Here is a 25608-nt window from a genome sequence, read left to right as displayed (position 1 = left end):
CCTCGTGCTAGTATGATGGCCCATGAAGGATGATTTGTCATGAAAACTTCTATTTTTACTTACACTTCCAAAGGTTTGCCGGTACCGGCCTGGCACTTCAACAACAACGGCCCTGAGGTTCTGATTCTGGGCGGCGTTCATGGCGACGAGGTCGAAGGTGTTATCGCCGCGCAAGAGCTGCTGAAGCACTTCATGAACTCCAATCCATACAAACTCAACATCACCCTGGTGCCGCAGTTCAACCTTGAAGGTGTGATCTTCAAAACCCGCGGCAACGGCAATGGTGTGGATCTGAACCGCAACCTGCCAACGAAGGACTGGTCACCGGAAGTGAAAACTCCGCGCTATCACCCGGGACCGTTTGCCGGCAGCGAAAAAGAAAACCACGGCCTGATGACTTATCTGGATGAAAAAAAGCCGGTGTATGTTTTGTCACTGCACTCGTGGCACCCGGTGCTGAATGTGAATGGCGACTGTCGCCCGGTGGCGGAAGTTTTGTCCCGTCTGACGGGTTACAAGATCGACGACGACATCGGGTATCCAACCCCCGGCTGCCTGGGCACTTACGCGGGCCTTGAAAGAAACTGCCCGACCCTGACTTACGAAATCGAACGCGGTCTTTCGGCTGAAAAAATCATCGAAATCCACGTCCCGGCAATCCTGGAATCTTTGAAAGTACTGGAATAAGGAAGGAACACCATGCAAGAACAAGTCTCAAAACTTTGGACCGAAATTCAAGGCGGAAAAACGATCGATCAACTTTCAACTGCCGAGTTGAAAACCGTTTTTGAAACCATCGAAGGCCTGGATTCCGGCACATTGCGCGTTTGCCAAAAGCAAGACGGCAAATGGATCACCAACGAATGGATCAAAAAGGCCATCCTGCTTTATTTCCGTATTCAGAAAATGGAACCAATGAATGCGGGCGACATTGCCTTTTTTGACAAAATTCCATTGAAACGCTGGTCGGAAGAAGACGGCGTGCGCGTGGTGCCACCGGCCGTGGCGCGCAAGGGCTGCTTCATTGAAAAAGGTGCGATCCTGATGCCCTCTTACGTGAACATCGGAGCTTATGTGGGTTCCGGCACCATGGTGGACACCTGGGCCACAGTGGGATCTTGCGCTCAGATCGGTAAAAATGTGCACCTTTCTGGCGGCGTGGGAATCGGCGGCGTACTGGAGCCGATTCAAGCCTCCCCGGTGATTGTCGAAGACAATGCCTTTATCGGCAGCCGTTGCATCGTGGTTGAAGGGGCTGTCATTGAAGAAGGCGCCGTTCTGGGTGCGGGTGTGACCATCACGGCCAGCACTAAAATCATCGATGTGACCGGCTCAACACCTGTGGAATACAAAGGCCGCGTGCCATCCAATTCCGTGGTGATCCCAGGCACCCAGATGAAAGACTTCGCAGCAGGCTCTTACGGAGTCCCTTGCGCGCTGATCATCGGTAAACGCAAAGCCAGCACAGACCTTAAGACCTCCCTGACCGATGCTCTTCGCGACCATCAGGTGAGCGTTTAGTTTTTAAATTATTTCATTCTTAAAGCATCGGACGGCTGCACTTCTGCAGCCGTTCTTGCTGGGATATAAGAGCCCAGCAGGGCAATCAATCCACTGACAATCAGAACCCCAAAGACCAGGCCATAGTTGACCAGCGCCGGGATGGAAGAGTCATAGTAGACATCCGAAGGCAGGAACTGAATCGGATTGGCCTGAATATAAAGACTCAACCCCGTCCCCAGCACAACGCCGCCCACAACACCTATGCCGGCCAGGAAAAAGCCGATCTGTGTGAACGTGCGCACTGTCTGCCGGGATGAAAAACCAATCGTGCGCAAAATCGCGATGTCGCGTTTTTTCTGCGACAACAACAGGGCCAACACCGTCAGAATGGAGCTTCCCGCAATCATACCGGCCAGCCCCAGGAAAATCCCAATGGTCAGCTTTTCAAGCTTCAGCGCATACAGCAATGCGGAATTGCGATCCATCCAGGTCTCGACACTGACACCTTCAAACTTCATCAGATCTTCTTTGACAGATTCGATGCGCCCCTCGTCCGGCAACCACACTTCGATCCCGTTTTTGCGCAAGCCCTCATTCACCAGGGCATTCAAAGCTTCACCGCGCTGATAGAAAATATACTGCCCATCCAGATCCGGCAAACTGGTGGTGACAATGCGCTTGATGCGCACCCTTTCAAACTTTGGAGTTTCCCCCGGAGGCAACAACAATCCCGAAGGCGACACCACGGTCAGGAAATCCCCTTCAAAGACACCCAGGGACTGAGCCAGATCCACACCCATCACCACTTCGCCACGCCCCGGAACATCCTGGGGATCCCAGAAGTAAGCAGGGGAACTCGTGTCGCTGGCTTTACGATCAATGCGCTGAAGCTGCTCAATGAAGTGCTCAAGACTTTCCCGGGTCACCCCACGTGCGATGCCACCGCGGAACTGTCCGTCCTGACTGCGAATGATGACATCCATGGTTTCATACACATAAGCGCGGTTGGCAGGATCTTCCTGCAGGCGCTGAAATGCGGGACTGGATTCAAGGCTTTGTGCAGTGTCGGCTCCGGCCACCTGCACATACAAGTGCGGCTCCAGACCCAGAATGCGTTTATGAATGCTGGCATTCATGCCATTCATGACAAATAAAACCACCAGGAACGCCGTCACACTGATTGTGATCCCAATCATGGACAACCAGGCGATGCGCTTCACCAAAGAACCTGCTCGCGGAGAAAAAATGAAATGACGGAAAAGGTGGCCGACTAACATTCCCCCATCATAGAGCCTGGGGACCTGGATTCAAGCGTCAATGGGCCTTGGGACCACTTTTAAGCATGGCGGCAAGGCGTTCACCCACGTAAATCCGCACAATACTGTCGTATTCCCCGCTTTGGCGCAGACGTTCAAGCTCTTTATCGAAAGCCGATCGCAACTTGGCATCCCTAAAGGCCACATAACTGTGATTCACCTCCGGGAATAAATCAAAGACATCAACATCCACACCCGTGTTTACCTGGGAGGACAAAGTCATTCGGAACCAGCCAAAAATATAGCGATCCATCACCAGAGCATCAATCTCTCCACTCCACAAGGCTCTGACCTGTTCCTCCTGGCGAACAAATTCGCGATAGTTATCAGGCAGTCGTCCGTTGGCTTTCGGAGAAAACACCCGGGAAAAATCTTTTCCCAGATCCTTCCAGGCATTATGCCAGGCCCCCACGCGCACGCCGGCCAAATCAGATATTTTCTTAGCTGCCATTTTTCGGGACCTTAAGGCAATCAGATAGTTTTCGTAAGCCACAAAAGGCTTGGAATAGTAATGACCGGCCCCGTCCCCATTTATCGGAACACCGACCACAACATCAAAAGTGTTGCCATGTTTGGCCTCAGCCTCGATACGATAAGGCGACATCACCTGAGGTTTCACCTTATATCCCAGACGCTTCAGAATCTCCATGGCCAGATCCACTTCAATCCCCCGGGTGTTGCCGCGTTCTGAAAAAGAATAAGGAGGACGACCCTTGCCAAAAGCCACCGACAATGTTTTGGAATCTTCAGCCACCGCGCCGGAGCAGAAAAACAAAAGCGCAAGAATCAATTTCATTTTTTACCCAACCCCGCCAGACGTTCTCCGGTATAGGCCTTTACCATGCGTGCATAATCCCCGCTGTCGCGCAAACGCTTCAGCTCACGATTGAAAGCATCACGGATCTTGTCATCACGGAAGGACACATAAGCCGGAATATTTTCGGGGAAGATCTCATGCACCTTCACGTCCTGCGTGAAGTGATTTCCCTCCTGCGGTATCAGGCGATACCACTCAAAGATAAAGCGGTCCATGACCAGAACATCAACTTCCCCCTTGTACAGGCTGGCGAAGCGGTCTTTGGTCTGCGGGTACTCCACAAGATTTACCGGCACCTTGCCGTTGAATCCCGGCTCAAAAATTCTTTTAAAGTCCGACCCCAGATCCTTCCAGGCTCCGCGCCACACCGCCACTTTCAGCGACTGCAAATCCCGGGGGCTTTTAATGGACATCTTGCGCGATTTCAGGCTGAAGGCACAGACTTCATGATCCATAAAGGCTTGAGAATAATAGCGACCACCCTCGCGGTTGCGAACCCCGACAACTATATCAAAGATGTCGCCGTGGTTGGCTTCGGTTTCAAGACGCAAATAAGACAGACTTTTGAATTCATGGGGCGTCTTCAGATTCTTTAAAATCTCCCGAACCAGGTCCACTTCTATTCCATGAACCACGCCGTTTTCCTCATAAATATATGGAGGCTTGCTTCTTCCAAAAGCAACCTTCAAAGTCTTGGCGTCCATTTGTACCGGCAATACGTTCAGAAGTAAGATTGTCAGGAAGCGAAAAACATTTCGCATGATCAACCATCCCCATGCTCAACATTGTGAGCAAAGGTATTATCGTGCGAATTGGAATATTACTGAAGAGTAATAAAGAATTTTTGATATGTTGTAATGTGCCTCAAAGTGAGACACATCACAACCCTGCGGAAACTACTTGCTGGCAGGAAGTCGATCTTGAGTTTCCTCGTCTTTGACTTCTTTAACACTGCTTCTCATAAAGAAGCTTTTTTGCATGGCCTTTAAAACAACGACGGTCTCATCCAAGGCCTGAACCAGGCGCACGCTGGCTCCTGGAAGCTCACCTTCAACCTGTTTCACCGCCGGTCCCAGTGCCTTGGTCATCACAGCCAGGTTCTGAGTCATCACCGCAAGGTCTTTGGCCATTTCGGGATTTTGTTCGTTCAGCTCTGGCAGAATCTTGTTGATCTCACGAGTGGTCACCGCAAGATTTCCAACCAGTTTCTGAACACCATCATCATGTGTGGCCTGCTTGGAAAGTTTGATCACTTCCACAGACATCGTGTTCAGGTTTTTCACCAGCGGATCCAGACGGTCAATCACACGAACCAGACTTTCTGCACGGCTTTTATCCGCAAACGCATCCACCAGAACCTGCACGCTTTCCAGAATACCGCCCAGTTTGCTCAGATAAGAATTCAGATGTTTGCCGCTCATCAAAGTCATCAAATCCACTGTTTCAATGGATTTCACGGCACTGTGATCCGGGATCATTTCAAACTCTTCGTTACCAACCGTCAGTTCCAGCACCCGCTCACCGATGATGAACGGACGAATCAACTGCACTGTGCTGTTTTCACGAATGCGGTTTTGGAATTTCCCCAGAACGTAAAAACCCACGCGAATACGGTTGTCACTTTCCAGCTCCACAGTTTCAACCGCTCCGGCCCGAAGACCCGCCATCTGCACCAGGGTTCCCTGATGAATACCGTCGGCATTCTCAAAGGTCGTGGTAAAGCGCACCTTTGGCTCGAACCATCCTTGCTTTACTGCCGCACTGATGGCCGTGACAATCACACCCACAATGGCCAGAACCACAAAAAGGCCGGCAATTCTTTCAAATTTATTGAACTTCACTTTCATCATAGATGAACAACTCTTTTCTCGGGATCCACAGCCTGGAAGTAAATCTGACCGTCATCCAGGTGGATGATCTGATAATTGAAAAGGTTCATGAACTTTTCATCATAGGAACTGATAAAGATGTGTTTCAGGTGTCCCTCTTTGCGCAGGCGGTGGATGTGATCGGCAAAGATATAAACGCTGTCCTGCCCCAGACCCACGCTTGGATCGTCCAGCAAAAGCATTTCCGGCTGCATCACCACCGCACGCATCAGACAGGTCAGTTTGCGGATGCGACCCGGAACATGGGCCGGTCTTTCATGCGCAAACTTCTCGATGCCAAATTCCTTGATCATCGCCTCGACGCGGGCCTTGCATTCATCCGGCGTCATGACCTTATGGTACAAAAGCGGCAGCATCAAATTGTCATACAAGGTGCGGTTGTTGATAAGACCGCCATAATCGAAGGAATATCCGATCTTCAGTCGGAACGGCAAAAACTCTTCAAAGGACATGTCCACCACGTTTTCACCGTTGATCAGATATTTCCCGGACTGGGGGATCTGCAGGCCTGCCAGAATCTGCAGCAGGGAGCTTTTCCCCGCGCCTTCATCGGCTTTCACCCACAGGATTTCATTCATGGGAAAATCAAACTCCACATTCTGAACTATTGGCTCCTGCCCTTCATGAGTGAAAGACACGCCTTCAAATTTTAGATTTTCGATTTTCATCACACCACCCCTAAACTGCGAAGTTGATTTAGATAAAACAAAGCTGTCACAATCAAATTAAACACGACCACAAAGATGATACTGTTCACCACGGCCTGGGTCGTGACCTGGGGAACCTCATGCGGGCTGCGCTTCACGGAAAGCCCCTGATAGCAGCACACCACAAAAATAATCATCCCGCTGAAACCGTTCTTCAGCAGGAAGATCAGCACGTCCTCTTTGGCAAAGGCGCGCATCAGTGAATCCGTATAAAAAGTCAGCGGCAGATCCTGCACGAATTTTGTGACCAGGAAACCACCAATCAAAGCAATGAAATTGAAATAAAATGCCAGTCCCAAGACGCTGATGATTCCACCCAGCACACGCGGGAACACGATAAAGCTCAGCGGGTTGATGCCCATGCTTTCCAGGGCCTCGATTTCACGATTGGCGCGCATGTTCCCGACTTCCGATGCCACAGCCGTCCCCGAGCGCGCAATCACCACCAGCGCCACCAGCAACGGACCGGCTTCACGCACGATCATGACAATCAGGAAGTTCCCGATCATCTGGGTTCCCCCCAAAAGGGACAGATTGGACAGTGATTGAAGCAGAATGATCGAGCCGGTTCCCAGAGCCAGAACCGAAATCAGCGGCAGCGCCTGCCAGCCCGTGAAATAGATTTGTGCAGAAATGACACCCACGATCTGGCGGAAGCCCTGAGCGCGGTCCAACATCGTTGCACGCAGAGAAAGGTAAACCATCAAGAGAACACGCGCCGTGTACTCCAGATTCTTTGTTACTGATCTTCCTAGCGAGTCAATTTGCGCCAGTAAAGAAGTCATGATTCACCCTCGATTTCTCAAGGATTTATCGGTTCATTTGCCTGAAATATGTCTTGGTCAAAGGTCTGGTTTTAGTAGGCCCAGATAGAGTAAAACAGCGATTTCAGAGCCTCAAACCCCGACTCCCAGACGGAAGACTCAAAACGCCCCCCGATAATCGCATGCTTTTCGATATAGATGTTTTCCGGGAACGTGGCCCGGAAGGTCCGGTACGACCGGTACATGTGAAGCCTTGATGTCACCAGCAGGATGTCCCGGCATTTCAAAGCCTCGACAATCGGAAGACTTTGCTGGGCATTTCCATAGGTGGTTTCTGAGCGGCGATCCAGAACCACGTCGTTTTCGCTCAGGTTCCCGTAAAAGGGCCACACGGGCATGATCTCACGCAGACGCGCGTTGGAATACACACCCGAAATAACGAGCTTCTTGACGTTCTGATTCGCCAACAGGTCAAAGCCCTCCCGCACCCTGCCCGCGCCGCCCGTCAGGACAACCGCGCAGTCAGCGGAAGGGGTTTTCGTCCAGGATTGAATCCGCTCTTTCTGCACTTTCTGATATTCGTCGGCGAAGCGGTAAAGCACCACCGCGCTCAGGAATGCCAGAGCCCAGAACGAGCGGGATTTCAACAGGGACTTAGCGATGCGCAATGACTTCGATCTCCACGTTCACGCCTTTAGGCAAAGCAGCAACCGCCACTGTCGAACGCGCCGGAGGAGCGTCAGTGAAGGCCTTGGCGTAGATCTCGTTCACAGTTGCAAAGTCCGACATGCTGGTCAGGAAGATCGTGGTTTTCACGATATTGCTGTATTTCATATTGGAAGCTGCCAGGACCGCTTCGATGTTTTTCAAAACCATTTCAGTCTGGGTTTTGATATCGCCTGTGAAAACTTCGTTTGTTTTTGGATCGATGGAAATCTGACCGGAGCAGAACAACATGTCGCCGATCTGAATTGCCTGAGAATAAGGACCAACAGCTTTAGGTGCGTTGTCTGTGTGAATAACTTTTTTCATAAATATCCTTTTTCGAGATTGGGAAATTGGTTGAGGATTAGAAGTAGAAAATGATTCCGGCGCTGAACGGACCATCACCGATGGTTCTGAAGCGCACGTTGTCGCCAGAGATCACACCCACGCCGCCTTCAAAAGTAAACGCCAGGGAATCCAGACCGGTGAAGAAAAATTCACCACCGAACAACGCATTCAGTTCGAAACCGGATTCTTTGTCGCCAGCCACTTCGTTATTCAGGATGCCCAATGTACCACCCATATAGAAGTTCATGTTGTCTTCTTTGAAAACGATGCGACGAATGCCTGCGTTGAATGCAAACTTGGAATAGTCTTCCTGAGTATCAATACCCAAGCCGCCCGCGATGGAAACATCCGGAGCAATATAGTAAACAGCAGCCAACTGAGCCAGATCCAGAGCAGAGTGACTTTTAACACCCACACCCAAACGGTTGGTCAATTCCTTGGCTTCACCTTGAGCTGCAAAAATAACTGTTACCAAGCATAGCGCCAACGCCACATTTTTAAGCACTTTGATCTCCTTGTGATCGATTTTTTAAGCCCTCTTATTAAAGGCAAAAGCTGGGAATGGGGCAAAGGATTTTCCTTCTTACGGACAGTGTCAAAGCTGCCAAAAGGCCCCTTGCGCAGAGCCGGCCTTCATGGGAAATCAGGGACATGAAATTCCTCTGGCTCGTACTTGTGATTCTTGCTCCCATGACTTCTTCTGCCATCATCAAGGGCGATGGGTTTGAAATGCTCAGCCCTGATGAAAGCCGCATGCTGGAAGTGGGCCTTGAATCCTCCGAACTTCCCAGCCTGTGCCCGCACACCAAGGATTTCGCCGAAAAGGCCCGCTGGGACCACGCCCCGATTTCACAAAAGCTGGATTTCGTTCTGGTGGATAAAAAGCGCCGCCTGTTGCATGTGATGCGCCACGGGCAGGTGCTTGCCACTTATGCCGTCGCCCTGGGTGGAAACCCGCAAGGACATAAAAAAACTGAAGGCGATCAGCGCACTCCGGAAGGACGTTATTTCTTTGATCTGAAAAAAGAAAAAAGTGAATACCATCTGGGTCTTCGCATCAACTATCCCAACGCCAAAGATCTTGCGGAGGCCAAAAAAAATGGCATCAAAAATCCTGGCGACAGCATTTTGATTCATGGTCTTCCCAACAGTTGGGTGAAACGCAAAATCATCCGCCATCCGCGCGATTGGACCAAGGGATGCATGGCCGTTCGTGATTATGAAATAGAGGAAATTTACGCCAACATGGATCTGGGCGGAATGATCGAGATCTGCCCTTAAAGCAGGGATTCTGCAATCGCCGCCAGGAACGCCGGAGGAAAAGCATCGGCCGAGTTGTTTTCAGCCTCCCAGATTTTTTCCTTCAGGAAGCGGAAACCCACACCATTTTTTTTCATGGTGGTCAAAACACCCTGATCAATTTTCTCAGCAAACTGCAAAATAAAAGCCTCTACCGGAATCTTGTCCGCCGGGACCTGATTCGGAAAGCCCTTCTCATCGAAGCGCTCATGGGTGCAGACCATCACGGCTTTGATCTCTTCTGACAGGGGCAGCCCTTTGATCAGACAGCGGTTCAACGACAGAATCGGATGGTTGCTGAACTCGCGCTGCTGCTCTTCCCGGACAGTTCTGCTTTCAGACGTCAGAAACTCGCGACTGACTTTATCGTCGATATCAAACAGCCCCACATCGGTCAGCAGGCCCGCCATCAAGACCGTCAATGGATCGCCCTGACCACTTTTCTTCGCAATCATGGCGCCATAAACGGCAATCCAAGGGGCGCGCCACTGTTCATAAAACTCGCCCTTTAAAACCTCGCGGAAAAGATCCCAAAGATCCTCTTCGGTCCCGAGAAGCTGCAACAGATCCGAGGCCGTTTTTTGCACAACCTCATAACGGGAACGGAAAGTCTCCGGTTCGGGAGATTTAAAATCAAACAGCAGAATTTCGTTCAAATGCAAAGCCCCGTGGCACAACGACAGAAAAAGCGCACGGGCGCGTTTCTTCAGACCGTGCCCGGAGGTGTCGTAATAGGTGGCGATGTAATCCAGATATTTTTCACTGTCACGATTCTGGATGTAGGTGCTTTCGGCCTTTCCAACCCGCTGGAAGCGCTCATCACTCAGGACCGAGTTGCTGTACACCACCGCCAGATAACGCTGATTCAGCGGCATGCGCACAAACACCGGGAAGGTCATGGTGGTCATCGGAAACAGATCCCCGATCTGAATTTCAAAGTACTGCGCCCGGCAACGATAAAGACAAATGTATTCAAATTTTAAAGTGCGGTTGAACTCACTTTGAGAAAGCGGCGTGACCCGCTGGTTCTGGGTTCCTTCCAGATTCTCCCGCGACAATGAGGCCGCCATAACGGTCACAATTCTGGAGCGCGGAAAAAGATTCAGGACCTGATCCACCCGCCCTGCGAATGAGGACAGCTCTTCATTTTCCTCCTGCACCATCAACACCATCTGGGCCCGCATCAAGTCCATGCGGGAGCCTTTATCCAACTCAGAGTACGGCATTTGTTTGAAAGTCAGAAAGTGGCGGGAGATGATCTCTTTGGCGCGGTTTAAAATCGCCTCATCCCCGGACAGGATCAGAAGTTCCAATTTTTGTCTGAATAAGGTCTGCGTCCGGGTGTCAGTCATTGCTCTAAAAATTCTAAACTTCCGCACGGGAGCTGCCAACAAAACTTTTCCCGGTTGACAATTAATCCCCCTCAACCAATCCTATCTGGACCAATACGAGAAAGGACCTGTATGAAACACCTTATCGCAGCCCTTGCGACTGTTCTTTTGTCTGTAAACTCCATGGCGGCCCTGCTGACTCCGGAAGGAACCGGCGAAAAAGTGGAAAAAGTAACCCTGTCCACTTCCGCCACCGCCAATGTGGAATCTGAATCCCTGAAGCTGACTTCCGTGGGTGCCGGCCTTCGCGCAAAAAAAGTGGTCTTTGTGAATGTGAAAGTATACGTGGGACAGCTTTTCGTAAGCTCCCCTGAAACTTTCAAAAAAACCGATGCCGAGGCTTTGACATCCCTGAAGGATCAGCAGGCCGTTGCGATCCAAATGCACTTCCTGCGCAGTGTGGATGCAGACAACGTGCAAAAGTCCTTCAAAGAAGCTTTGAAAGCCAATGGCGTCAGCTCTGATGAAGCGTCTGTAAAACAATTCCTGGATTCTGTTTCCAAAGGCGGCGAAGCCAAGGAAGGCAAGGCACTGACTGTTCTGGGTGCCAAACTGAAAGACGGCACTGAGGCTGTTCTTTACGAAACAACTTCCGGCAACGTTTCTGAAATCAAAGGCCCGGCGGGATTCATCGAAAAGATCTTCTCCATCTGGCTGGGCAAACCATCTGACGATGGCGTGGCCTCTTTGAAAAAATCCATCCTTAAAAAGTAGTAGTCTACAGATCCAAAAGCCGGTATCCAACGCCGGCTTCTGTGGCAATGATCTCGGGCAGATCCTCGCGCACATGAAGTTTTTTACGAAGCCCCCCGACATAAACCCGCAGATAGTGGGTGTGCTCCACCGAGTTCGGACCCCAAACTTCATTCAGCAGCATCCGATGGGTCACGACCTTTCCTTTGTTTTTGATAAGCACTTTTAGAATATTAAACTCTGTGACGGTCAGCTTCACCAGCTCCCCGTTCACGGTCACTGTGTGTCCGGGCACATCCACCCGCACAGGCCCGCTGATCAACTCTGATTTTTCCTGAAGACTCTGCCCCGCGTGGCGCAATGCCACTCGCATCCGCACCAGCAGCTCCGGCACACTGAAAGGCTTGGTGACATAGTCGTCGGCACCGCCATCAAGGGCTGAAATTTTATCCTGATCAGAGTCCTGCACCGTAAGGACAATCACCGGCACCTGCGACCAGCTGCGAACTTCAGACAGCACCGCCAGGCCGGTCATATCCGGAAGCCCCAAATCCAGCAGCAGCAGATCCGGCCTTTGTGATGCCGTTTCCACCAGACCTTCGCGCCCATTGACGGCCTCGACCACCTCATAACCATTGGCCTCAAGACTGACACGCAAAAGTTTACGGATTGAAGCTTCATCGTCAATCACCAGAACTTTTCTCAATCCCTCTTTCATTGCACACCTTCCAGCTCCACTGGCGGATTCACATAAGGAAGCTCAATGACGAACTCCGCCCCGGACATGTCCTTACGGTTCTGAGCATAAACCCGCCCCCCGTGAGCTTCAACCAATGCCTTCACAATGGCAAGCCCCAGTCCCACGCCCCCCGTGACACTGCCAGGGACGCGGTAAAAGGCATCAAAGATCCGCTGCAGATTTTCCTGGGGTATTCCCGGCCCCTCATCCAGCACACGCAACACCACCCGGTCCCCAGCCCTCTCCAGCCGCAGTTGAATTTCTGATTCCACCGGAGCATAACGAGCGGCATTTCCAATCAGATTCAACAACACATGCAAAAACAGCTTCTCATCAATCTGCACAAAGCAGGAACCCGCCTCATTCACGGTTGTCAAACGATGGTACGCCACCAGACGCCCCAGCTTCCCGGAAAGACCCGAAAGCACATCCTCCAGATCCACCCACTCTTTGTTCAGGCGAAGGACGCCGGAATTCAGGCGGGACATATCCAGCAGATTTTCAACCACCTGATTCAATCTCAGGGAGGCATCAACAATTTCCTGCGCGAGCTGATCCCGGACATCTTTTCTTTCCGAAACCTTTTCATCCAGCACCGCCGAAGCCGATCCAATGATCGCCGTCAAAGGTGTGCGCAGCTCATGGGAAACAGAATTGAGCAGCGCCTGATGCAGGGACTCTGAAGCCTCCAGCACCTTCACCTGTTCGGATTGTTTTTGCAGCCGCAGACGATCCAGAGCCAGACCCGTTTGAGCACAGATGTTTTCAAGCAGCGTCTGCTGATCCAAAGACAGAACGGTTTTTTCCCGCGGATAAAACAAAAGAACTCCCGCCAGAGCATCTTTCGTTTTCAGCGGCACACTTAATGCCCTTGACTGTGACAGAGTCTCGGTTCTCCATCCGGCATTTTTTGAATTTTCAAAAGTCCAGAGTGCCTGCGCCAGATCCTTTTCATCGAGCCGGCTTTCGTTGTACGGCTTTCTTTCCAGCCGCCCGTCTTTATCAACTCTCAGTATTTTCACCTTGCCGTTCAGAAGGCCCTCAAGGGCCTGCGAAGCCGCTTGGCAAACCTCCCACGGAGTGAGCGAAGAGGAAAACTCCCGAACCAATTCATACAAAGCACGCGTGCGTTTTTCCCGGCCCTCCAGATCACGATCCCGCGCACGGATTCGCGCTGCCAGCACTCCGCTGGCCAATGCCACCAGAAAATAGGCCACACACATCATCACATCTTCAGGAGCCGAAATCGCAAATGTCATGATCGGGGGAATGAAAAAGTAGTTCCAGATCAGGGCGCTGAGCCCCGCCGCAAACAAAATCGGCCCCTGCGTGGTCACAAGGCCGGTTAAAAGCATCGCGATCAAAAAGACAAAACCCACCGCACGATAACCAATCAAAGGCAGCAAAAGCCGGCTGACAAAACTGACACCCATCACAAACCAGAAGGTATTCCAATAAGCAGCTGCGCCCGCATCAAAGCCCGGCGGCACCCACCTCCAACGGGAGGTGCGGCGCACTTCCTCCTGACGAATGATGTGCACATCCACGGCACTGCTTTTGCGGACCAGCTGATCCAGTAAGGACCCCTGCCCGGAAAGACGCTCCCACCACCGGCGCTCCGGTCGCCCCATCACGATCTGTGTGATGTTTCGCTCATGCGATACCTGGTGGATGGATTCAGCAATGGCAGAACCGCGCACCGAGACCACCTCCGCCCCCAGTTCCCGAGCCAGGGACAGATTCTTCAGCAACATGCTTTTGTCTTCATCAGACAAAATTTCGCCGGTGTCGACATGCAAGGCGATCCACGGAGCTTCCAGCCCCGCCGCCATCCGCCGGGTGGCCCGGATCAGACGTCCGGAAAAAGGACTGTGACTGACAGCCACCAGCAGTCTTTCCTGCGTGTTCCACGGCCCTTGAATCTGCTGCACCACCATCTGGTTCTGCAGATCCTGATCGACCCGTTCGGCCGTATAGCGCAAAGCCAGCTCACGCAAAGCCGTCAGATGAGCCTCGCGGAAAAAGTTTTCTTCAGCTCGAACCGCCCGATCCCCCTGATAGACTTTCCCCTCTTTCATGCGCTTTAAAAGACCTTGAGCCGTCATATCCACCAGCTCTATCTGCGAAGCCAGATCCAGAATCGAATCCGGAATGCGTTCCTGAACTCTCACTCCGGTGATCTGCTGAACCAGATCCGCACGGCTTTCCAGGTGCTGAACATTGACCGTGGAATACACATCAATGCCAGCCTCCAAAATCTCGATCACATCCTGATAACGTTTGGGATGCCGCGAGCCGGGAGCATTGGTGTGCGCCAATTCATCCACCAGCACAACAGCCGGTCGGCGTTGTAAAATCGCATCCAGATCCATTTCAAGAAGGACTGTGTCTTTGTATTGGATGGCTTTTCGGGGTACAACCGCAAGATCGGCAAGAAGCTCTTCAGTTTCACGACGGCCATGGGTTTCAACAACACCAACGACAAGATCCGCCCCCTGACGGATTTGTTCCTGCGCAGCCTTCAGCATGGCATAGGTCTTACCGACTCCGGGGCACATGCCGAAGAAAACACGAAAGTGCCCTCGCTCTTGTTTGCCGGATTCCTTTTTCAGACTTTCTAAAATCCGATCCGGATCAGGTCGATGTTCGTCGCTCATAGATTTTTATCCAAGGCCAAGTTGAGTCTTAAGACATTGACTCGTTTCTCACCCAGGAGGCCTCCTTGACGGTCCTCAGTGTACTCCTGGATAAGACGATCAACCAGCGCTGTCTTTTCTGCTGACAAGGTGCGAGCCGCAACAATGCGGCGCATCTGATCTTTGGCAGCCTCCGGCGAAATATGCGGATCCAATCCACTGCCTGATGCAAACAGCATTTCTCCGCTCAACCCGTGTGCCTGCCGCTCTGCCACCGCTTTCTTCAGTACCACGCTGGTCGGAGCCACATTGGAGGCCCCGGACGCCACCGTCGCATAGTCCCCGGCTGAGGGTCTTGGCCAGAAGTATTTATCACTGACAAACCTCTGCGCGATCAACTCCGACCCCACAAGCACACCGTCTTTTTCAATCAAAGAGCCTGCCGCCTTTTTGGCAAACAGTCCCTGCCCCACCACGGTGACCGCCAAAGGATATAAAATCCCGGTCAGCAAACTCATGAACAAAAACATCTTCACGGCGACAATAAAATTTTTCATGACTACACCAACCCCAATCCAACAATCAGCCAATCAATAAGTTTAATTCCCGCAAACGGCACCAGAATACCGCCACCGCCGTACACCAGCAGATTTCTCTGCAGGATTTTATTTGCTCCCATAGCGCGATACTTCACACCCTTCAACGCCAGCGGAATCAACACAACGATAATCAGGGCATTAAAGATCACCGCACTCAACACTGCACTTTGCGGGGATGAAAGTCCCATCACATTCAGCGCCGCCAAAGGACCCTCTTGTCCCTGCAGGGCATACAGTCCGCCAAACAGTGCCGGGATGATGGCAAAATACTTGGCAATGTCATTGGCGATACTGAAGGTTGTTAAGGACCCACGGGTCATCAGCAGTTGTTTGCCCGTTTCCACAATTTCAATCAGCTTTGTCGGATTTGAATCCAGATCCACCATGTTCCCCGCTTCTCTCGCCGCCTGTGTTCCGGTGTTCATCGCCACACCGACATCCGCCTGGGCCAGAGCCGGAGCATCGTTTGTTCCGTCCCCGGTCATCGCAACCAAATGCCCTTTTTGCTGTTCTTCGCGGATCCGCTGCAGTTTCATTTCCGGGGTGGCCTGAGCCATGTAATCATCCACCCCGGCTTCGGCCGCGATGGCCGCCGCTGTCAGCGGATTGTCCCCGGTGACCATCACCGTGCGAATACCCATGCGACGAAGCTCCGCAAAACGCTCGCGGATGCCGCCTTTAACAATATCCTTAAGGAAGATAACCCCCATCACACGGTTTCCCTCACTGACAACCAGCGGAGTCCCCCCCTGGCGAGCGACCGCCTCAACAGTCGCCTGCACTTCCAGAGGGAAATGCCCCTGCTGGGATTCCACATGCTTGCGAACGGAATCCCCTGCTCCCTTTCTTAAGATCCGAACACCCTGAGGATATTTGATATCCACACCGCTCATGCGCGTCTGAGCCGTGAATGGAACAAACACCGCGTGATGCGGATCAAGGCTTGTCGCCCGCAAAGAGAACAACTGCTTTGCCAGCACCACAATCGACCGGCCTTCCGGAGTTTCATCACTGAGGGACGCCAACTGAGAAACCTCTGCCAATGCTTGAGCACTGACTCCCGGTGCGGGAAAAAACTCACTTGCCATCCGATTTCCCAGCGTGATCGTGCCCGTTTTATCCAGCATCAGAACATCGATATCCCCGGCGGCCTCAACCGCCCGGCCACTTTTGGCAATGACATTCTTGCGAATCAGACGATCCATCCCACTGATACCAATGGCGCTTAAAAGCCCGCCGATGGTGGTCGGGATCAGACACACAATCAAGGCAATCAATACCGGCAGTGTCACCACTCCGGAAAGATTCTGACCCGCACCTTCAGCAGCAAAGTCAGCAAAAAACTTCAGCGTGACCACGGCCAGAATAAAGACTCCAGTCAGGGCAACCAGCAAAATTCCCAAAGCAATTTCATTGGGAGTTCTCTGGCGCTTCGCCCCCTCGACCAGACTGATCATCCGATCCAGAAAGCTGGAGCCCGGATCTGCCGTGATACGCACCATAATCCGGTCACTGATCACCCGGGTGCCACCGGTCACAGCACTGCGATCACCACCGGCTTCACGCACCACCGGCGCGGACTCCCCGGTTATTGCGGATTCATCCACGGTGGCAATACCGTCCAGAACCTCTCCGTCCCCGGGTATCACGTCTCCGGTTTCACAAACCACGACATCACCTTTACGCAGGCCCACAGAGGCCACGGACTCTTCCCGGCCATTTTGAATCCGGCGGGCCATCGTGTGCGCACGGGTCTTTTTCATGGCATCGGCCTGGGCTTTGCCACGTCCCTCAGCCAGAGCCTCGGAAAAGTTCGCGAACAAAACCGTGAACCACAACCACAAAGCAATCTGCATTTCAAAAACAAAGCTTTCCCCCTGACCGGCGCGCCCAAAGGTCACCCCCGTCACAACCACGGCACCAAGCCAGGTGATAAACATCACAGGATTCTTCCACTGCACCCGCGGATCCAGTTTGACAAAGCTCTCAGCCAACGCCTGCTTCAAAATATTTTTGTCGGAAAATGTTGAAGTTGAATTCATAAAGTACTCCTAAAATCCACGCATCATCAAAAGATGCTCAAGAACCGGCCCCAATGACAGTGCCGGGAAGAACGTCAGCGCACCGACGATAAAGATCACCGCGATCAAAACTGCCGCAAACAAAGCACTGTCCGTGCGGAAGGTGCCGGGCCCCACGGGTGCTGTTTTCTTCCCCGCAAGACTTCCAGCCACAATCAGCACCGGAAAAATGATGGCAAAACGACCGATCAGCATCGCCAGACTCAAAAGCACATTATAAAAAGGTGTATTCACAGTCAGACTGCCAAAGGCGCTGCCGTTATTGGCCGCCGTGGAAGTGAAAGCGTACAAAACCTCACTCAGACCATGAGGTCCCTGGTGCCCCAACCCGGCAAGTCCTGCGGGCAAACGCAAAGCCAGCGCACTGAACACCAGGATGCTCACACACGGTGCAAGCACTCCGACCACCACCCAAACAATCTCGCGGGCCTCAATTTTTTTACCCAGATATTCGGGGGTCCGGCCCACCATCAGACCCGAGATGAACACCGTCAGAATGACAAACAAAAGCATCCCATACATGCCCGCTCCCACTCCGCCGAAGATCACCTCTCCCAACATCATGTTGACCATGGCAATCCCCCCGGAAAGAGGCGACAGGGAACTGTGCATGGCATTGACGGAGCCATTGGAGGCCGACGTCGTCAGCACCGACCACAGAACGCTGTTGGTGACACCAAAACGGGTCTCTTTTCCCTCCATCATGACTGGCTGGCCGATGGTGGCATTCGGAGTATATTCAGACCACAGTGAAAGACTTAGCATAACCACCAGCATGGCCATCATGGCGGAAAACAGAACCCACCCCTGACGTCGCGATCCCACCATCACCCCGAAAACACTGGTGCAGGCGGCCGCCAGTAAAACCAAAGAAATCATCTGCAGGAAGTTGCTCCAAGGAGTTGGATTTTCATAGGGGTGGGCACTGTTCAGGCCATAGAATCCACCGCCATTGGAACCCAGCTGCTTGATCGCGATCTGCGAAGCCGCCGGCCCCTGAGGAAGGATTTGCTCGGCTCCCTCGAGCGTCGTCACTTTGACATACGGGGAGAAGTTCTGCACCACTCCCTCACCAACCAGGACCACTGCCAGAACAAAAGAAAGTGGCAGCAAAACATAAAGGGTCGAACGGGTCAGATCGACCCAGAAATTTCCCAGGCCCGACACCTGCTTGCGCGCGATTCCGCGCGTGAATGCGAGAAAAACAGCAAAGCCCGTCGCCGCACTGACAAAGTTTTGCACTCCCAATCCCAGCATTTGAGTCAGATAGCTCAGAGTGCTTTCACCCGAGTATGACTGCCAGTTGGTATTGGTGACGAAACTCACGGCCGTATTCAAAGCCAGATGCCAACTGGTACCGGCAAACCCCTGAGGATTCAGCGGCAATACACCCTGCAACAGTTGCAGTAACCCCACGGCAACCAAGCCCAGCAGATTGAACCACAACAAGGCCAGGGAATAATCCTTCCAGTTCATCTCCTCTTCGGCCCGGACTCCGGCCAGTCGATAAGTCAGGCGCTCCAGCGGAAGAAGCACCGGCGTCAGCCAATTTCTTTCCCCTTGAAAGACCTTCGCCATGTAATGGCCCAGAATCGGTGTGGCCAGGGTGATAACACTCAATGTAAGAAGGATCTGAAGCAGATCCGCAGAACTAAATTCCATAATCACTGTCCTTTGCATGACAACAATTTAGAAGTTCCCGCCTCAAGACCGCATAAAATCGGCTCCGGTTCGCATAAAGAAAAAGTAAAAATCTGTATTTTGGAACATTCTTCGCAATTTCGTCGGCCCCCACTGGACAGAATGAGACACTGCTTTGGTCAGCGAGGTGCCAAATGAAGGTCTTTATGTTCGCGGCGTCTTTGCGCCAGGGCTCGTACAACAAAAAACTTATTCGCGTGGCGGCCGAGATGGTTCAGGATCTGCCTTTTTGTGAAGTGGACCTTTGTGAATTCAATGAGTTCCCTTTACCCATGTACGATGCAGACCTTGAAACCTCCAAAGGTGTCCCTCAAGGCGCCAAAGAGCTGGGAACGAAGTTCAGCGAAGCTGACGCCATTATCATTTCAAGCCCCGAGTACAATGGCAGCATTCCGGGCACCTTTAAAAACGCCATCGACTGGCTGTCGCGATTAAAACCTGTGCCCCTCGAAAAAAAGCACATTCTGCTGCTGGGGGCATCCCCGGGTGCCTTGGGGGCCGTGCGCGGCAACCTGCACGCCCGAGTGCCATTGCATGTGCTCAAGTCCTATGTTTATCCCGAATACTTTGGAGTGGCGAAAGCCGACGAGGCCTTTGATAAAGAGGGGAAGTTAAAAGATGAAAAGCAGATTGAAAAGCTACGGACTATGATTGCGGACTTTATCCACTTTGCAGCAAGAAAAGAAACTCCCTTTGAAAAGCTCACCGAGTTTGTGGATGAAAAAATCCACGAACGACACAACTAAAACTCTGACAGCAGGCGCGGCTGTGTCGCACAAACCGAAAGGGATGATCACCACATCCCTTTTTAATTCAACTCGACAAAAACTACTGACAGATAAAGATGCGCGGAGCGGTTCTCAACTGACCATCAGCCAAAGAAGCCGTGATCGGAGTTGAGGGAACAAACTCCCTGGTATTTCCTGGGGCCCCATGCTTCCACAAACCAAACAGAACCTCGCCCTTTTCACAGTTGGCTTCGCTGGAAGGCCATTCCCCAGCTACGACCACATAGTTATAAAGTTTGGAGTGACCATCATCATTGTTTTCAGTTCCGGCAGGCAGAATAACATGGGGGAAGCGAACACCCTCAGAGCCGCCACGCGCTTCAAATTTCAAATCATCAAAGATGGCCTGGCCGTATTCGCTGTACTCATCAGCCAGACCACTTTGGTCATTCAGAGCACGGAAGTAGTTTAAATCATAGCGCATCCCCAGTGGATACTGCTTGATGAAAGAAATCGGACTGGAGGCGCCCGTGGTGGTCGGAAAAATCCCCTTGGTGCAGACATAATAGGAAAAAGTCAGAGCGTCGACCGTCACATCCTTGATCAAAGGAAAAGCAAAGGTTCTAACCCCATCTCCGCCGAATTTATTTCCATACAGAGAGAACAAAGTGACGTTACTCATTAATTCAATGACGTGACCATCCGCCTTGGCCCACTTCTCAGAATTGGGCTGCACGGTGGACACGAAGGCTTTCACTTCCCCCAGATCACACTCATTGCGAAACACATCACTCCAGGCAAAAGAAACAGAAGACACCAGTTGCAAAAGAAGAAGTCCAGAGACAGTCAGAAATTTTGTTTTCATAAACACACCTTTGTGATGATTGGTATTGTCTAACTGAATTGCACAGCCGGTGCCAGTCAAATTACGGTCTCAAAACCATCACAATCCTTCTGAAGGCCCTGCTGCCGATTTCCCGACAGCCCCTTCTGCCGCCATTCCCGCACCTGCCGAAACCCCGACATAAAATAAAAAAGGAGTGGTCTTCGCCACTCCTTTGCATTTTTTAGAATGTAATTGCTGAAAAAACCTAACCCGCGTTGCGCGGAGCTGCCGAGGCAACGGGCGCTGCTGGCACCGGCACAACCACGGCCGACGGAATCGGCTCAATGTGTGTGGCTTCAACCTTGGCTACTTGCTCTTCGGTTTTTTTGCCTTCACCCAGGTTCAAAATAACGACACCAGCAATGATCAATGTTGTCGCCACCACTTTCTGCAGAGGCAAAGGCTCATTGAAAATAACCAGTCCCAGGAATGCCATCAAGGCTGTTCCCACTCCCGCCCAGATCGCATACACGTTACTGACCGGAAGATATTTAAGCGCCACAGTGAGGCTTATAAAGCAGATTCCATGACATGCTACTGTGAGCACGGATGGGAGCACCTTTGTAAACCCCTCTGAGTACTTCATCGTGATCGTACCGAAAACCTCGAATATAATTGCTGCTGCAAGATACACGTATGCCATAAGACACCCTGTCGCATCTCGACCCTTTCTATCGTATTAAATTGTGTTTACCCCGTGTCTCGGATGAACCTCCGAGAGATCTTTTTTTGAACCAGTCGACAAAAAAGACTTAAAAAGCGAACAGGAGAAAGCTCCTGTATTTGATATAACTAGAATACCACAGCCCTTTAAAAAAAGCTCTCATGACTCGACTCCAATGAGATTACGCAGTCATTTCATGGATTTAGTGGTGAGACACAGCGAATATTTTTAGTCCAAATTTTGTTTGATTACACATTTCTGTGTTTATAGAAATTCCCCTTTTGAAACAAAAAAGGACCTCCAAAGGGCAAGCTCAACGTCTCTGAATGATGTGAAAATGAAAGAAAAGATCCGAGCCGCTTCGCCAGCGGTCGCACTCGCCAACCCTGGTAAGCACCTTCACCAGTAAACTTTTGCATCTGATTGAGGCGATAAAGAGATTCAAGGGGCCATTGAAATGCCAGGAAAGCATTTCGAAGGGAAGTCCACGAAGTGGGTTTGCCGCAGTCTACTTCCAGATTTTAGACACAAAAAAACCCGGATTACTTTCGTAACCCGGGTTCAAGTAAAATAGAGCTGGCGTCGTGCTACTCTCCCACATGGTCGCCCATGCAATACCATCGCCGCAAGAGGACTTAACTTCTGAGTTCGGAATGGGATCAGGTGTGGCCCCTCTGCTATAAACACCAGCAAAGCGTTTATTAATCAAAGTGGTTAGCTTCTTACACTAACCTTCGTTCTTTGCGCAACTTACTTCCAATCCAAATGGAGAAGTTACTTTCTTTATTTAACAATCGAATGATTGATTTAATTGATTTTTAGCGAGTCGCTGTTAGTTCCACATTTCACTCTCTTACTTATTCAGAGAGCTAGTCTCTCGTTCCTGTTAAGGAAGTCTCTGAGACGAAATCTTCGTAACTTAAAAGTTAGAAGAATGTTTTTTAAAAAAGCCTCACGACCTATTAGTACTGATCAGCTCAATACATTGCTGTACTTACACCTTCAGCCTATCAACCTCGTAGTCTCCAAGGGGTCTTTAGGGGGCCGAAGCCCCAGTGAGATCTAATCTTGTAGTTTGCTTCCCGCTTAGATGCTTTCAGCGGTTATCAATTCCGAACATAGCTACCCTGCATTGCTCTTGGCAGAACAACAGGAACACCAGAGGTTCGTCCATCCCGGTCCTCTCGTACTAAGGACAGGTCTACTCAAATCTCATACGCCCACAGAAGATAAGGACCAAACTGTCTCACGACGTTCTGAACCCAGCTCGCGTACCACTTTAATTAGCGAACAGCTAAACCCTTGGGACCTGCTCCAGCCCCAGGATGTGATGAGCCGACATCGAGGTGCCAAACTCCATCGTCGATATGGACTCTTGGATGGAATAAGCCTGTTATCCCCGGAGTACCTTTTATCCGTTGAGCGATGGCCCTTCCACGCGGGACCACCGGATCACTTTGGCCTGCTTTCGCACCTGCTCGACTTGTAGGTCTCGCAGTCAAGCCCCCTTATGCCAATGCACTCGACGCCTGGTTTCCAATCAGGCTGAGGGGACCATCGCGCGCCTCCGTTACTTTTTGGGAGGCGACCGCCCCAGTCAAACTGCCCACCAGACAGTGTCCCTCTCCTCGTAAAGAGGAGCAGGTTAGATTTCAAAGGTGCCAAGGGTGGTATTTCAAGGTTGACTCCACAATGGCTAGCGCCACTGCTTCAAAGTCTCCCACCTATCCTACACATGCCAACTCTAAAATCACTGCCAAGCTACAGTAAAGGTTCACGGGGTCTTTCCGTCTTTCTGCGGGTACTCGGCATTTTCACCGAGAATTCAATTTCGCGAGGCATTTGGTCGAGACACCGGAGAAGTCGTTACGCCATTCGTGCAGGTCGGAACTTACCCGACAAGGAATTTCGCTACCTTAGGACCGTTATAGTTACGGCCGCCGTTTACTGGGGCTTCGATTCTCAGCTTCGCTTACGCTAACTAATCCTCTTAACCTTCCAGCACCGGGCAGGCGTCAGTATGTATACTTCGTCTTGAGACTTTGCACATACCTGTGTTTTTGATAAACAGTCGCTACTCCCATTTCTCTGCGACCCGAAAAAGCTTGGGGAGTAAATCCTTACACTCTCGCGGGCACACCTTTTCCCGAAGTTACGGTGTTAAGTTGCCGAGTTCCTTGACCAAAATTCACCCCATCGCCTTAGGATATTCACCCCACTCACCTGAGTCGGTTTACGGTACGAGCTAACAAAACTAAATTTACGAAACTTTTCTTGGATGCATGGCTTTTCACACTTCCGGGACAAGTCCCTCGCATTCACACCTCAGAGTTACGACCAGCGGATTTGCCTACTGATCCTCCTACATGCTTACACCTCAATCCAATAAGAGGCTGTGATATCCTACACCGTCATTCCTTAAACACATTTTGCTAGGTAACGGAATATTAACCGTTTTGCCATCGACTACGCCACTTGGCCTCGTCTTAGGGCTCGACTAACCCTGGGAAGATTATCTTTACCCAGGAATCCTTGAGTTTTCGGCGCCCGGGTTTTTCACCCGAGTTCAACGCTACTTATGTCAGCATGATCACTTCTAGTTCGTCCAGCTGTCCTACCGGTCAACCTTCATCCTACACTAGAACGCTCCCCTACCACTAAAATATAAAATATCTTAATCCAAAGCTTCGGTAACACGCTTAGCCCCGTTGTATCTTCCGCGCAGAGTCACTAGACTAGTGAGCTATTACGCTTTCTTTAAAGGATTGCTGCTTCTAAGCCAACCTCCTAGTTGTCAAAGTAACTCCACAACGTTCTCCACTGAGCGTGCATTTAGGGACCTTAGCTGTTGGTCTGGGCTCTTTCCCTCTCGACTCATGACCTTATCACCCTGAGTCTGCCTGCCAGGGAACATATCAATGGCATTCGGAGTTTATTTGGGTTTGGTAATCCGGTAAAGACCCCTAGCCCATTCAGTGCTCTACCTCCATGATATTTTTTACCTGACGCTATACCTAAATATATTTCGGGGAGAACCAGCTATCACCCAGTTTGATTGGCCTTTCACCCCTAATCACAGATCATCAAAAGAGTTTTCAACCTCAACTTGTTCGGTCCTCCACGAGGTGTTACCCTCGCTTCAACCTGTCCATGATTAGATCACCGGGTTTCGGGTCTATGCCTGCATACTAAATCGCCCTATTCAGACTCGCTTTCGCTACGGCTCCACCTGCAACGGCTTAACCTCGCATGCAAACATAACTCGCTGACTCATTATGCAAAAGGTACGCTATCGACCACTTAAGGGTCTCTAACTGCTTGTAGACTTACGGTTTCAGGTTCTATTTCACTCCCCTCTCGGGGTTCTTTTCACCTTTCCCTCACGGTACTTGTTCACTATCGGTCACTAAGGAATATTTAGCCTTATGAGGTGGTCCTCACAGATTCCCACAAGATTTCACGTGTCTTGTGGTACTCGGGATGCCGCTAGGGCCTTCGAAGTTTTCGAGTACGGGGCTATCACCCTATCTTGCCAGACTTTCCAGACTGTTACTCTAACTTCTCCGGTCCCACATTGCGGTCCCACGACCCCTCATTCAAATTAATGAATAAGGTTTAGGCTGTTCCCCGTTCGCTCGCCACTACTGGGGGAATCTCGGAATTGATTTCTCTTCCTGAGGGTACTGAGATGTTTCACTTCCCCTCGTTCGCTTCAAACAACTATGTATTCATTGAGTGATACCATAAATGGTGGGTTTCCCCATTCGGAAATCTCCGGATCAAAGTGTGTGTGCCACTCCCCGAAGCTTATCGCAGCTTACCACGTCCTTCATCGCTTCTTAGTGCCAAAGGCATCCACCGTAAGCCCTTTGTAGCTTAAAAAAATGGAACTAACCTCGCTAAAAATCAACTAAATCAATCTATTCAATTGTCAAAGAACGAAAACCGTTCAGCAAAACTCTAACTTACACCGCATTCCAGTACAGTAGAACTTGGTGGGCCTGGGAAGACTCGAACTTCCGACCCCACGCTTATCAAGCGTGTGCTCTAACCAACTGAGCTACAGGCCCGTTAGGCTTCACTCTCTCAAAACTAAACAGCTAGATAGATTTTTGGGACTCACTTACTCGGGAAGAGTAAGT

At 51.1% G+C, this 25608-nt stretch carries 22 protein-coding genes, 1 tRNA gene and 2 rRNA genes; 5 read left to right on the top strand and 20 right to left on the bottom strand.

Annotation, left to right across the window (positions count from 1 at the left end):
* Window positions 1-39: 39 nt before the first annotated feature.
* Together ACZ520_RS08365 and ACZ520_RS08360 are read left to right on the top strand one after the other, a co-directional pair.
* Window positions 40-687, top strand: a complete 648-nt coding sequence (locus ACZ520_RS08365) for a M14 family zinc carboxypeptidase (protein ID WP_011164240.1) — start codon at window positions 40-42, stop codon at window positions 685-687.
* Window positions 688-699: 12 nt separating this feature from the next.
* Window positions 700-1521 (top strand): 2,3,4,5-tetrahydropyridine-2,6-dicarboxylate N-succinyltransferase, encoded by an 822-nt coding sequence (locus ACZ520_RS08360; protein ID WP_464128102.1) that lies wholly within the window; start codon window positions 700-702, stop codon window positions 1519-1521.
* 8 nt (window positions 1522-1529) lie between these two features.
* Here ACZ520_RS08360 and ACZ520_RS08355 read toward each other — a convergent pair whose 3' ends face one another.
* The 9 genes from ACZ520_RS08355 to ACZ520_RS08315 form a co-directional block, all read right to left on the bottom strand.
* Window positions 1530-2780: an FtsX-like permease family protein gene (locus ACZ520_RS08355; RefSeq protein ID WP_464128099.1), complete on the bottom strand. Its 1251-nt coding sequence runs from the start codon at window positions 2778-2780 to the stop codon at window positions 1530-1532.
* Window positions 2781-2817: 37 nt separating this feature from the next.
* Window positions 2818-3615: a substrate-binding periplasmic protein gene (locus ACZ520_RS08350; RefSeq protein ID WP_464128097.1), complete on the bottom strand. Its 798-nt coding sequence runs from the start codon at window positions 3613-3615 to the stop codon at window positions 2818-2820.
* On the bottom strand, window positions 3612-4397 hold the full coding sequence (locus ACZ520_RS08345) for a substrate-binding periplasmic protein (RefSeq protein ID WP_464128094.1): 786 nt from the start codon (window positions 4395-4397) through the stop codon (window positions 3612-3614). Before ACZ520_RS08345 ends, ACZ520_RS08350 begins: the two co-directional genes overlap by 4 nt.
* 135 nt (window positions 4398-4532) lie before the next feature.
* Entirely contained in the window at window positions 4533-5486 is a 954-nt protein-coding gene (locus ACZ520_RS08340; protein ID WP_374035651.1) for an MlaD family protein, read from the bottom strand.
* Window positions 5483-6193, bottom strand: coding sequence for a cell division ATP-binding protein FtsE (locus ACZ520_RS08335; RefSeq protein ID WP_374035650.1), 711 nt, complete (start codon window positions 6191-6193; stop codon window positions 5483-5485). Before ACZ520_RS08335 ends, ACZ520_RS08340 begins: the two co-directional genes overlap by 4 nt.
* Window positions 6193-7017, bottom strand: coding sequence for an MlaE family ABC transporter permease (locus tag ACZ520_RS08330; RefSeq protein ID WP_374035649.1), 825 nt, complete (start codon window positions 7015-7017; stop codon window positions 6193-6195). The genes ACZ520_RS08335 and ACZ520_RS08330 overlap by 1 nt, the downstream gene beginning before the upstream one ends.
* 71 nt (window positions 7018-7088) lie before the next feature.
* Entirely contained in the window at window positions 7089-7664 is a 576-nt protein-coding gene (locus tag ACZ520_RS08325) for a YdcF family protein (RefSeq protein WP_088565412.1), read from the bottom strand.
* The gene (locus ACZ520_RS08320) at window positions 7651-8028 is read right to left on the bottom strand and encodes a RidA family protein (RefSeq protein ID WP_088565413.1); all 378 of its coding nucleotides are present in this window, start codon (window positions 8026-8028) and stop codon (window positions 7651-7653) included. Before ACZ520_RS08320 ends, ACZ520_RS08325 begins: the two co-directional genes overlap by 14 nt.
* Window positions 8029-8065: 37 nt before the next feature.
* On the bottom strand, window positions 8066-8554 hold the full coding sequence (locus tag ACZ520_RS08315) for an organic solvent tolerance protein (RefSeq protein ID WP_088565414.1): 489 nt from the start codon (window positions 8552-8554) through the stop codon (window positions 8066-8068).
* A 146-nt stretch (window positions 8555-8700) separates the two neighbouring features.
* Here ACZ520_RS08315 and ACZ520_RS08310 point away from each other — a divergent pair, with 146 nt between their 5' ends.
* Window positions 8701-9330 carry a L,D-transpeptidase family protein gene (locus ACZ520_RS08310; protein ID WP_464128088.1) on the top strand — a complete coding sequence of 210 codons (630 nt, stop codon included), beginning with the start codon at window positions 8701-8703 and terminating at the stop codon, window positions 9328-9330.
* Here the strand turns inward: ACZ520_RS08310 and ACZ520_RS08305 are convergent.
* Window positions 9327-10700 carry an HD domain-containing phosphohydrolase gene (locus ACZ520_RS08305; RefSeq protein WP_464128085.1) on the bottom strand — a complete coding sequence of 458 codons (1374 nt, stop codon included), beginning with the start codon at window positions 10698-10700 and terminating at the stop codon, window positions 9327-9329. The two genes, ACZ520_RS08310 and ACZ520_RS08305, sit on opposite strands and share 4 nt — an antisense overlap.
* Before the next feature lie 111 nt (window positions 10701-10811).
* On the opposite strand from ACZ520_RS08305, the gene ACZ520_RS08300 reads away from it, so the two are divergent.
* Window positions 10812-11453 (top strand): chalcone isomerase family protein, encoded by a 642-nt coding sequence (locus tag ACZ520_RS08300; protein ID WP_088565417.1) that lies wholly within the window; start codon window positions 10812-10814, stop codon window positions 11451-11453.
* Between the two features lie 4 nt (window positions 11454-11457).
* Here the strand turns inward: ACZ520_RS08300 and ACZ520_RS08295 are convergent, their stop codons facing one another.
* From ACZ520_RS08295 to kdpA, 5 genes are read right to left on the bottom strand one after another with little or no spacing between them, the layout of a single operon-like run.
* On the bottom strand, window positions 11458-12150 hold the full coding sequence (locus ACZ520_RS08295) for a response regulator (protein ID WP_464128081.1): 693 nt from the start codon (window positions 12148-12150) through the stop codon (window positions 11458-11460).
* Complete coding sequence (locus ACZ520_RS08290) at window positions 12147-14828, bottom strand: ATP-binding protein (protein WP_464128078.1); 2682 nt, start codon at window positions 14826-14828, stop codon at window positions 12147-12149. Before ACZ520_RS08290 ends, ACZ520_RS08295 begins: the two co-directional genes overlap by 4 nt.
* Window positions 14825-15364: a potassium-transporting ATPase subunit KdpC gene (gene kdpC / locus ACZ520_RS08285; RefSeq protein WP_464128075.1), complete on the bottom strand. Its 540-nt coding sequence runs from the start codon at window positions 15362-15364 to the stop codon at window positions 14825-14827. Before kdpC ends, ACZ520_RS08290 begins: the two co-directional genes overlap by 4 nt.
* Before the next feature lie 2 nt (window positions 15365-15366).
* Window positions 15367-17448, bottom strand: a complete 2082-nt coding sequence (gene kdpB / locus ACZ520_RS08280; protein ID WP_464128072.1) for a potassium-transporting ATPase subunit KdpB — start codon at window positions 17446-17448, stop codon at window positions 15367-15369.
* A 9-nt stretch (window positions 17449-17457) separates the two neighbouring features.
* Entirely contained in the window at window positions 17458-19149 is a 1692-nt protein-coding gene (gene kdpA / locus ACZ520_RS08275) for a potassium-transporting ATPase subunit KdpA (RefSeq protein ID WP_374032788.1), read from the bottom strand.
* 173 nt (window positions 19150-19322) lie between these two features.
* On the opposite strand from kdpA, the gene ACZ520_RS08270 reads away from it, so the two are divergent.
* A complete protein-coding gene (locus ACZ520_RS08270; protein WP_464128069.1) occupies window positions 19323-19934 on the top strand; it encodes an NADPH-dependent FMN reductase in 612 nt (203 codons plus the stop codon).
* A gap of 82 nt (window positions 19935-20016) precedes the next feature.
* Here ACZ520_RS08270 and ACZ520_RS08265 read toward each other — a convergent pair whose 3' ends face one another.
* The 5 genes from ACZ520_RS08265 to ACZ520_RS08245 form a co-directional block, all read right to left on the bottom strand.
* Complete coding sequence (locus ACZ520_RS08265; RefSeq protein WP_417869432.1) at window positions 20017-20781, bottom strand: tail fiber protein; 765 nt, start codon at window positions 20779-20781, stop codon at window positions 20017-20019.
* A 226-nt stretch (window positions 20782-21007) separates the two neighbouring features.
* Window positions 21008-21445: a DMT family transporter gene (locus ACZ520_RS08260; protein WP_088565420.1), complete on the bottom strand. Its 438-nt coding sequence runs from the start codon at window positions 21443-21445 to the stop codon at window positions 21008-21010.
* Between the two features lie 595 nt (window positions 21446-22040).
* Window positions 22041-22157, bottom strand: a 5S ribosomal RNA gene (rrf, locus tag ACZ520_RS08255).
* 250 nt (window positions 22158-22407) lie between these two features.
* Window positions 22408-25348, bottom strand: a 23S ribosomal RNA gene (locus ACZ520_RS08250).
* A gap of 111 nt (window positions 25349-25459) precedes the next feature.
* Window positions 25460-25536 (bottom strand) — tRNA-Ile (locus ACZ520_RS08245).
* Window positions 25537-25608 lie beyond the last annotated feature (72 nt).

The sequence above is a fragment of the Bdellovibrio sp. BIS2 genome (genome assembly GCF_055398295.1).
The sequence above is the reverse complement of the archived record's forward strand: the minus strand, read 5'-3'. Positions and strand labels throughout refer to the sequence as shown.

Bases quoted from the DNA above. Each gene is read 5' to 3' on its own strand.
- kdpB (WP_464128072.1), bottom strand. From the start codon at position 17,448: ATGAATTCAACTTCAACATTTTCCGACAAAAATATTTTGAAGCAGGCG.
- ACZ520_RS08260 (WP_088565420.1), bottom strand. From the start codon at position 21,445: ATGGCATACGTGTATCTTGCAGCAGCAATTATATTCGAGGTTTTCGGT.
- ACZ520_RS08290 (WP_464128078.1), bottom strand. From the start codon at position 14,828: ATGAGCGACGAACATCGACCTGATCCGGATCGGATTTTAGAAAGTCTG.
- kdpC (WP_464128075.1), bottom strand. From the start codon at position 15,364: ATGAAAAATTTTATTGTCGCCGTGAAGATGTTTTTGTTCATGAGTTTG.
- ACZ520_RS08305 (WP_464128085.1), bottom strand. From the start codon at position 10,700: ATGACTGACACCCGGACGCAGACCTTATTCAGACAAAAATTGGAACTT.
- ACZ520_RS08270 (WP_464128069.1), top strand. From the start codon at position 19,323: ATGAAGGTCTTTATGTTCGCGGCGTCTTTGCGCCAGGGCTCGTACAAC.
- ACZ520_RS08340 (WP_374035651.1), bottom strand. From the start codon at position 5,486: ATGATGAAAGTGAAGTTCAATAAATTTGAAAGAATTGCCGGCCTTTTT.
- ACZ520_RS08320 (WP_088565413.1), bottom strand. From the start codon at position 8,028: ATGAAAAAAGTTATTCACACAGACAACGCACCTAAAGCTGTTGGTCCT.
- ACZ520_RS08345 (WP_464128094.1), bottom strand. From the start codon at position 4,397: ATGCGAAATGTTTTTCGCTTCCTGACAATCTTACTTCTGAACGTATTG.
- ACZ520_RS08360 (WP_464128102.1), top strand. From the start codon at position 700: ATGCAAGAACAAGTCTCAAAACTTTGGACCGAAATTCAAGGCGGAAAA.
- ACZ520_RS08295 (WP_464128081.1), bottom strand. From the start codon at position 12,150: ATGAAAGAGGGATTGAGAAAAGTTCTGGTGATTGACGATGAAGCTTCA.
- ACZ520_RS08365 (WP_011164240.1), top strand. From the start codon at position 40: ATGAAAACTTCTATTTTTACTTACACTTCCAAAGGTTTGCCGGTACCG.
- kdpA (WP_374032788.1), bottom strand. From the start codon at position 19,149: ATGGAATTTAGTTCTGCGGATCTGCTTCAGATCCTTCTTACATTGAGT.
- ACZ520_RS08310 (WP_464128088.1), top strand. From the start codon at position 8,701: ATGAAATTCCTCTGGCTCGTACTTGTGATTCTTGCTCCCATGACTTCT.
- ACZ520_RS08330 (WP_374035649.1), bottom strand. From the start codon at position 7,017: ATGACTTCTTTACTGGCGCAAATTGACTCGCTAGGAAGATCAGTAACA.
- ACZ520_RS08355 (WP_464128099.1), bottom strand. From the start codon at position 2,780: ATGTTAGTCGGCCACCTTTTCCGTCATTTCATTTTTTCTCCGCGAGCA.
- ACZ520_RS08350 (WP_464128097.1), bottom strand. From the start codon at position 3,615: ATGAAATTGATTCTTGCGCTTTTGTTTTTCTGCTCCGGCGCGGTGGCT.
- ACZ520_RS08300 (WP_088565417.1), top strand. From the start codon at position 10,812: ATGAAACACCTTATCGCAGCCCTTGCGACTGTTCTTTTGTCTGTAAAC.
- ACZ520_RS08335 (WP_374035650.1), bottom strand. From the start codon at position 6,193: ATGAAAATCGAAAATCTAAAATTTGAAGGCGTGTCTTTCACTCATGAA.
- ACZ520_RS08265 (WP_417869432.1), bottom strand. From the start codon at position 20,781: ATGAAAACAAAATTTCTGACTGTCTCTGGACTTCTTCTTTTGCAACTG.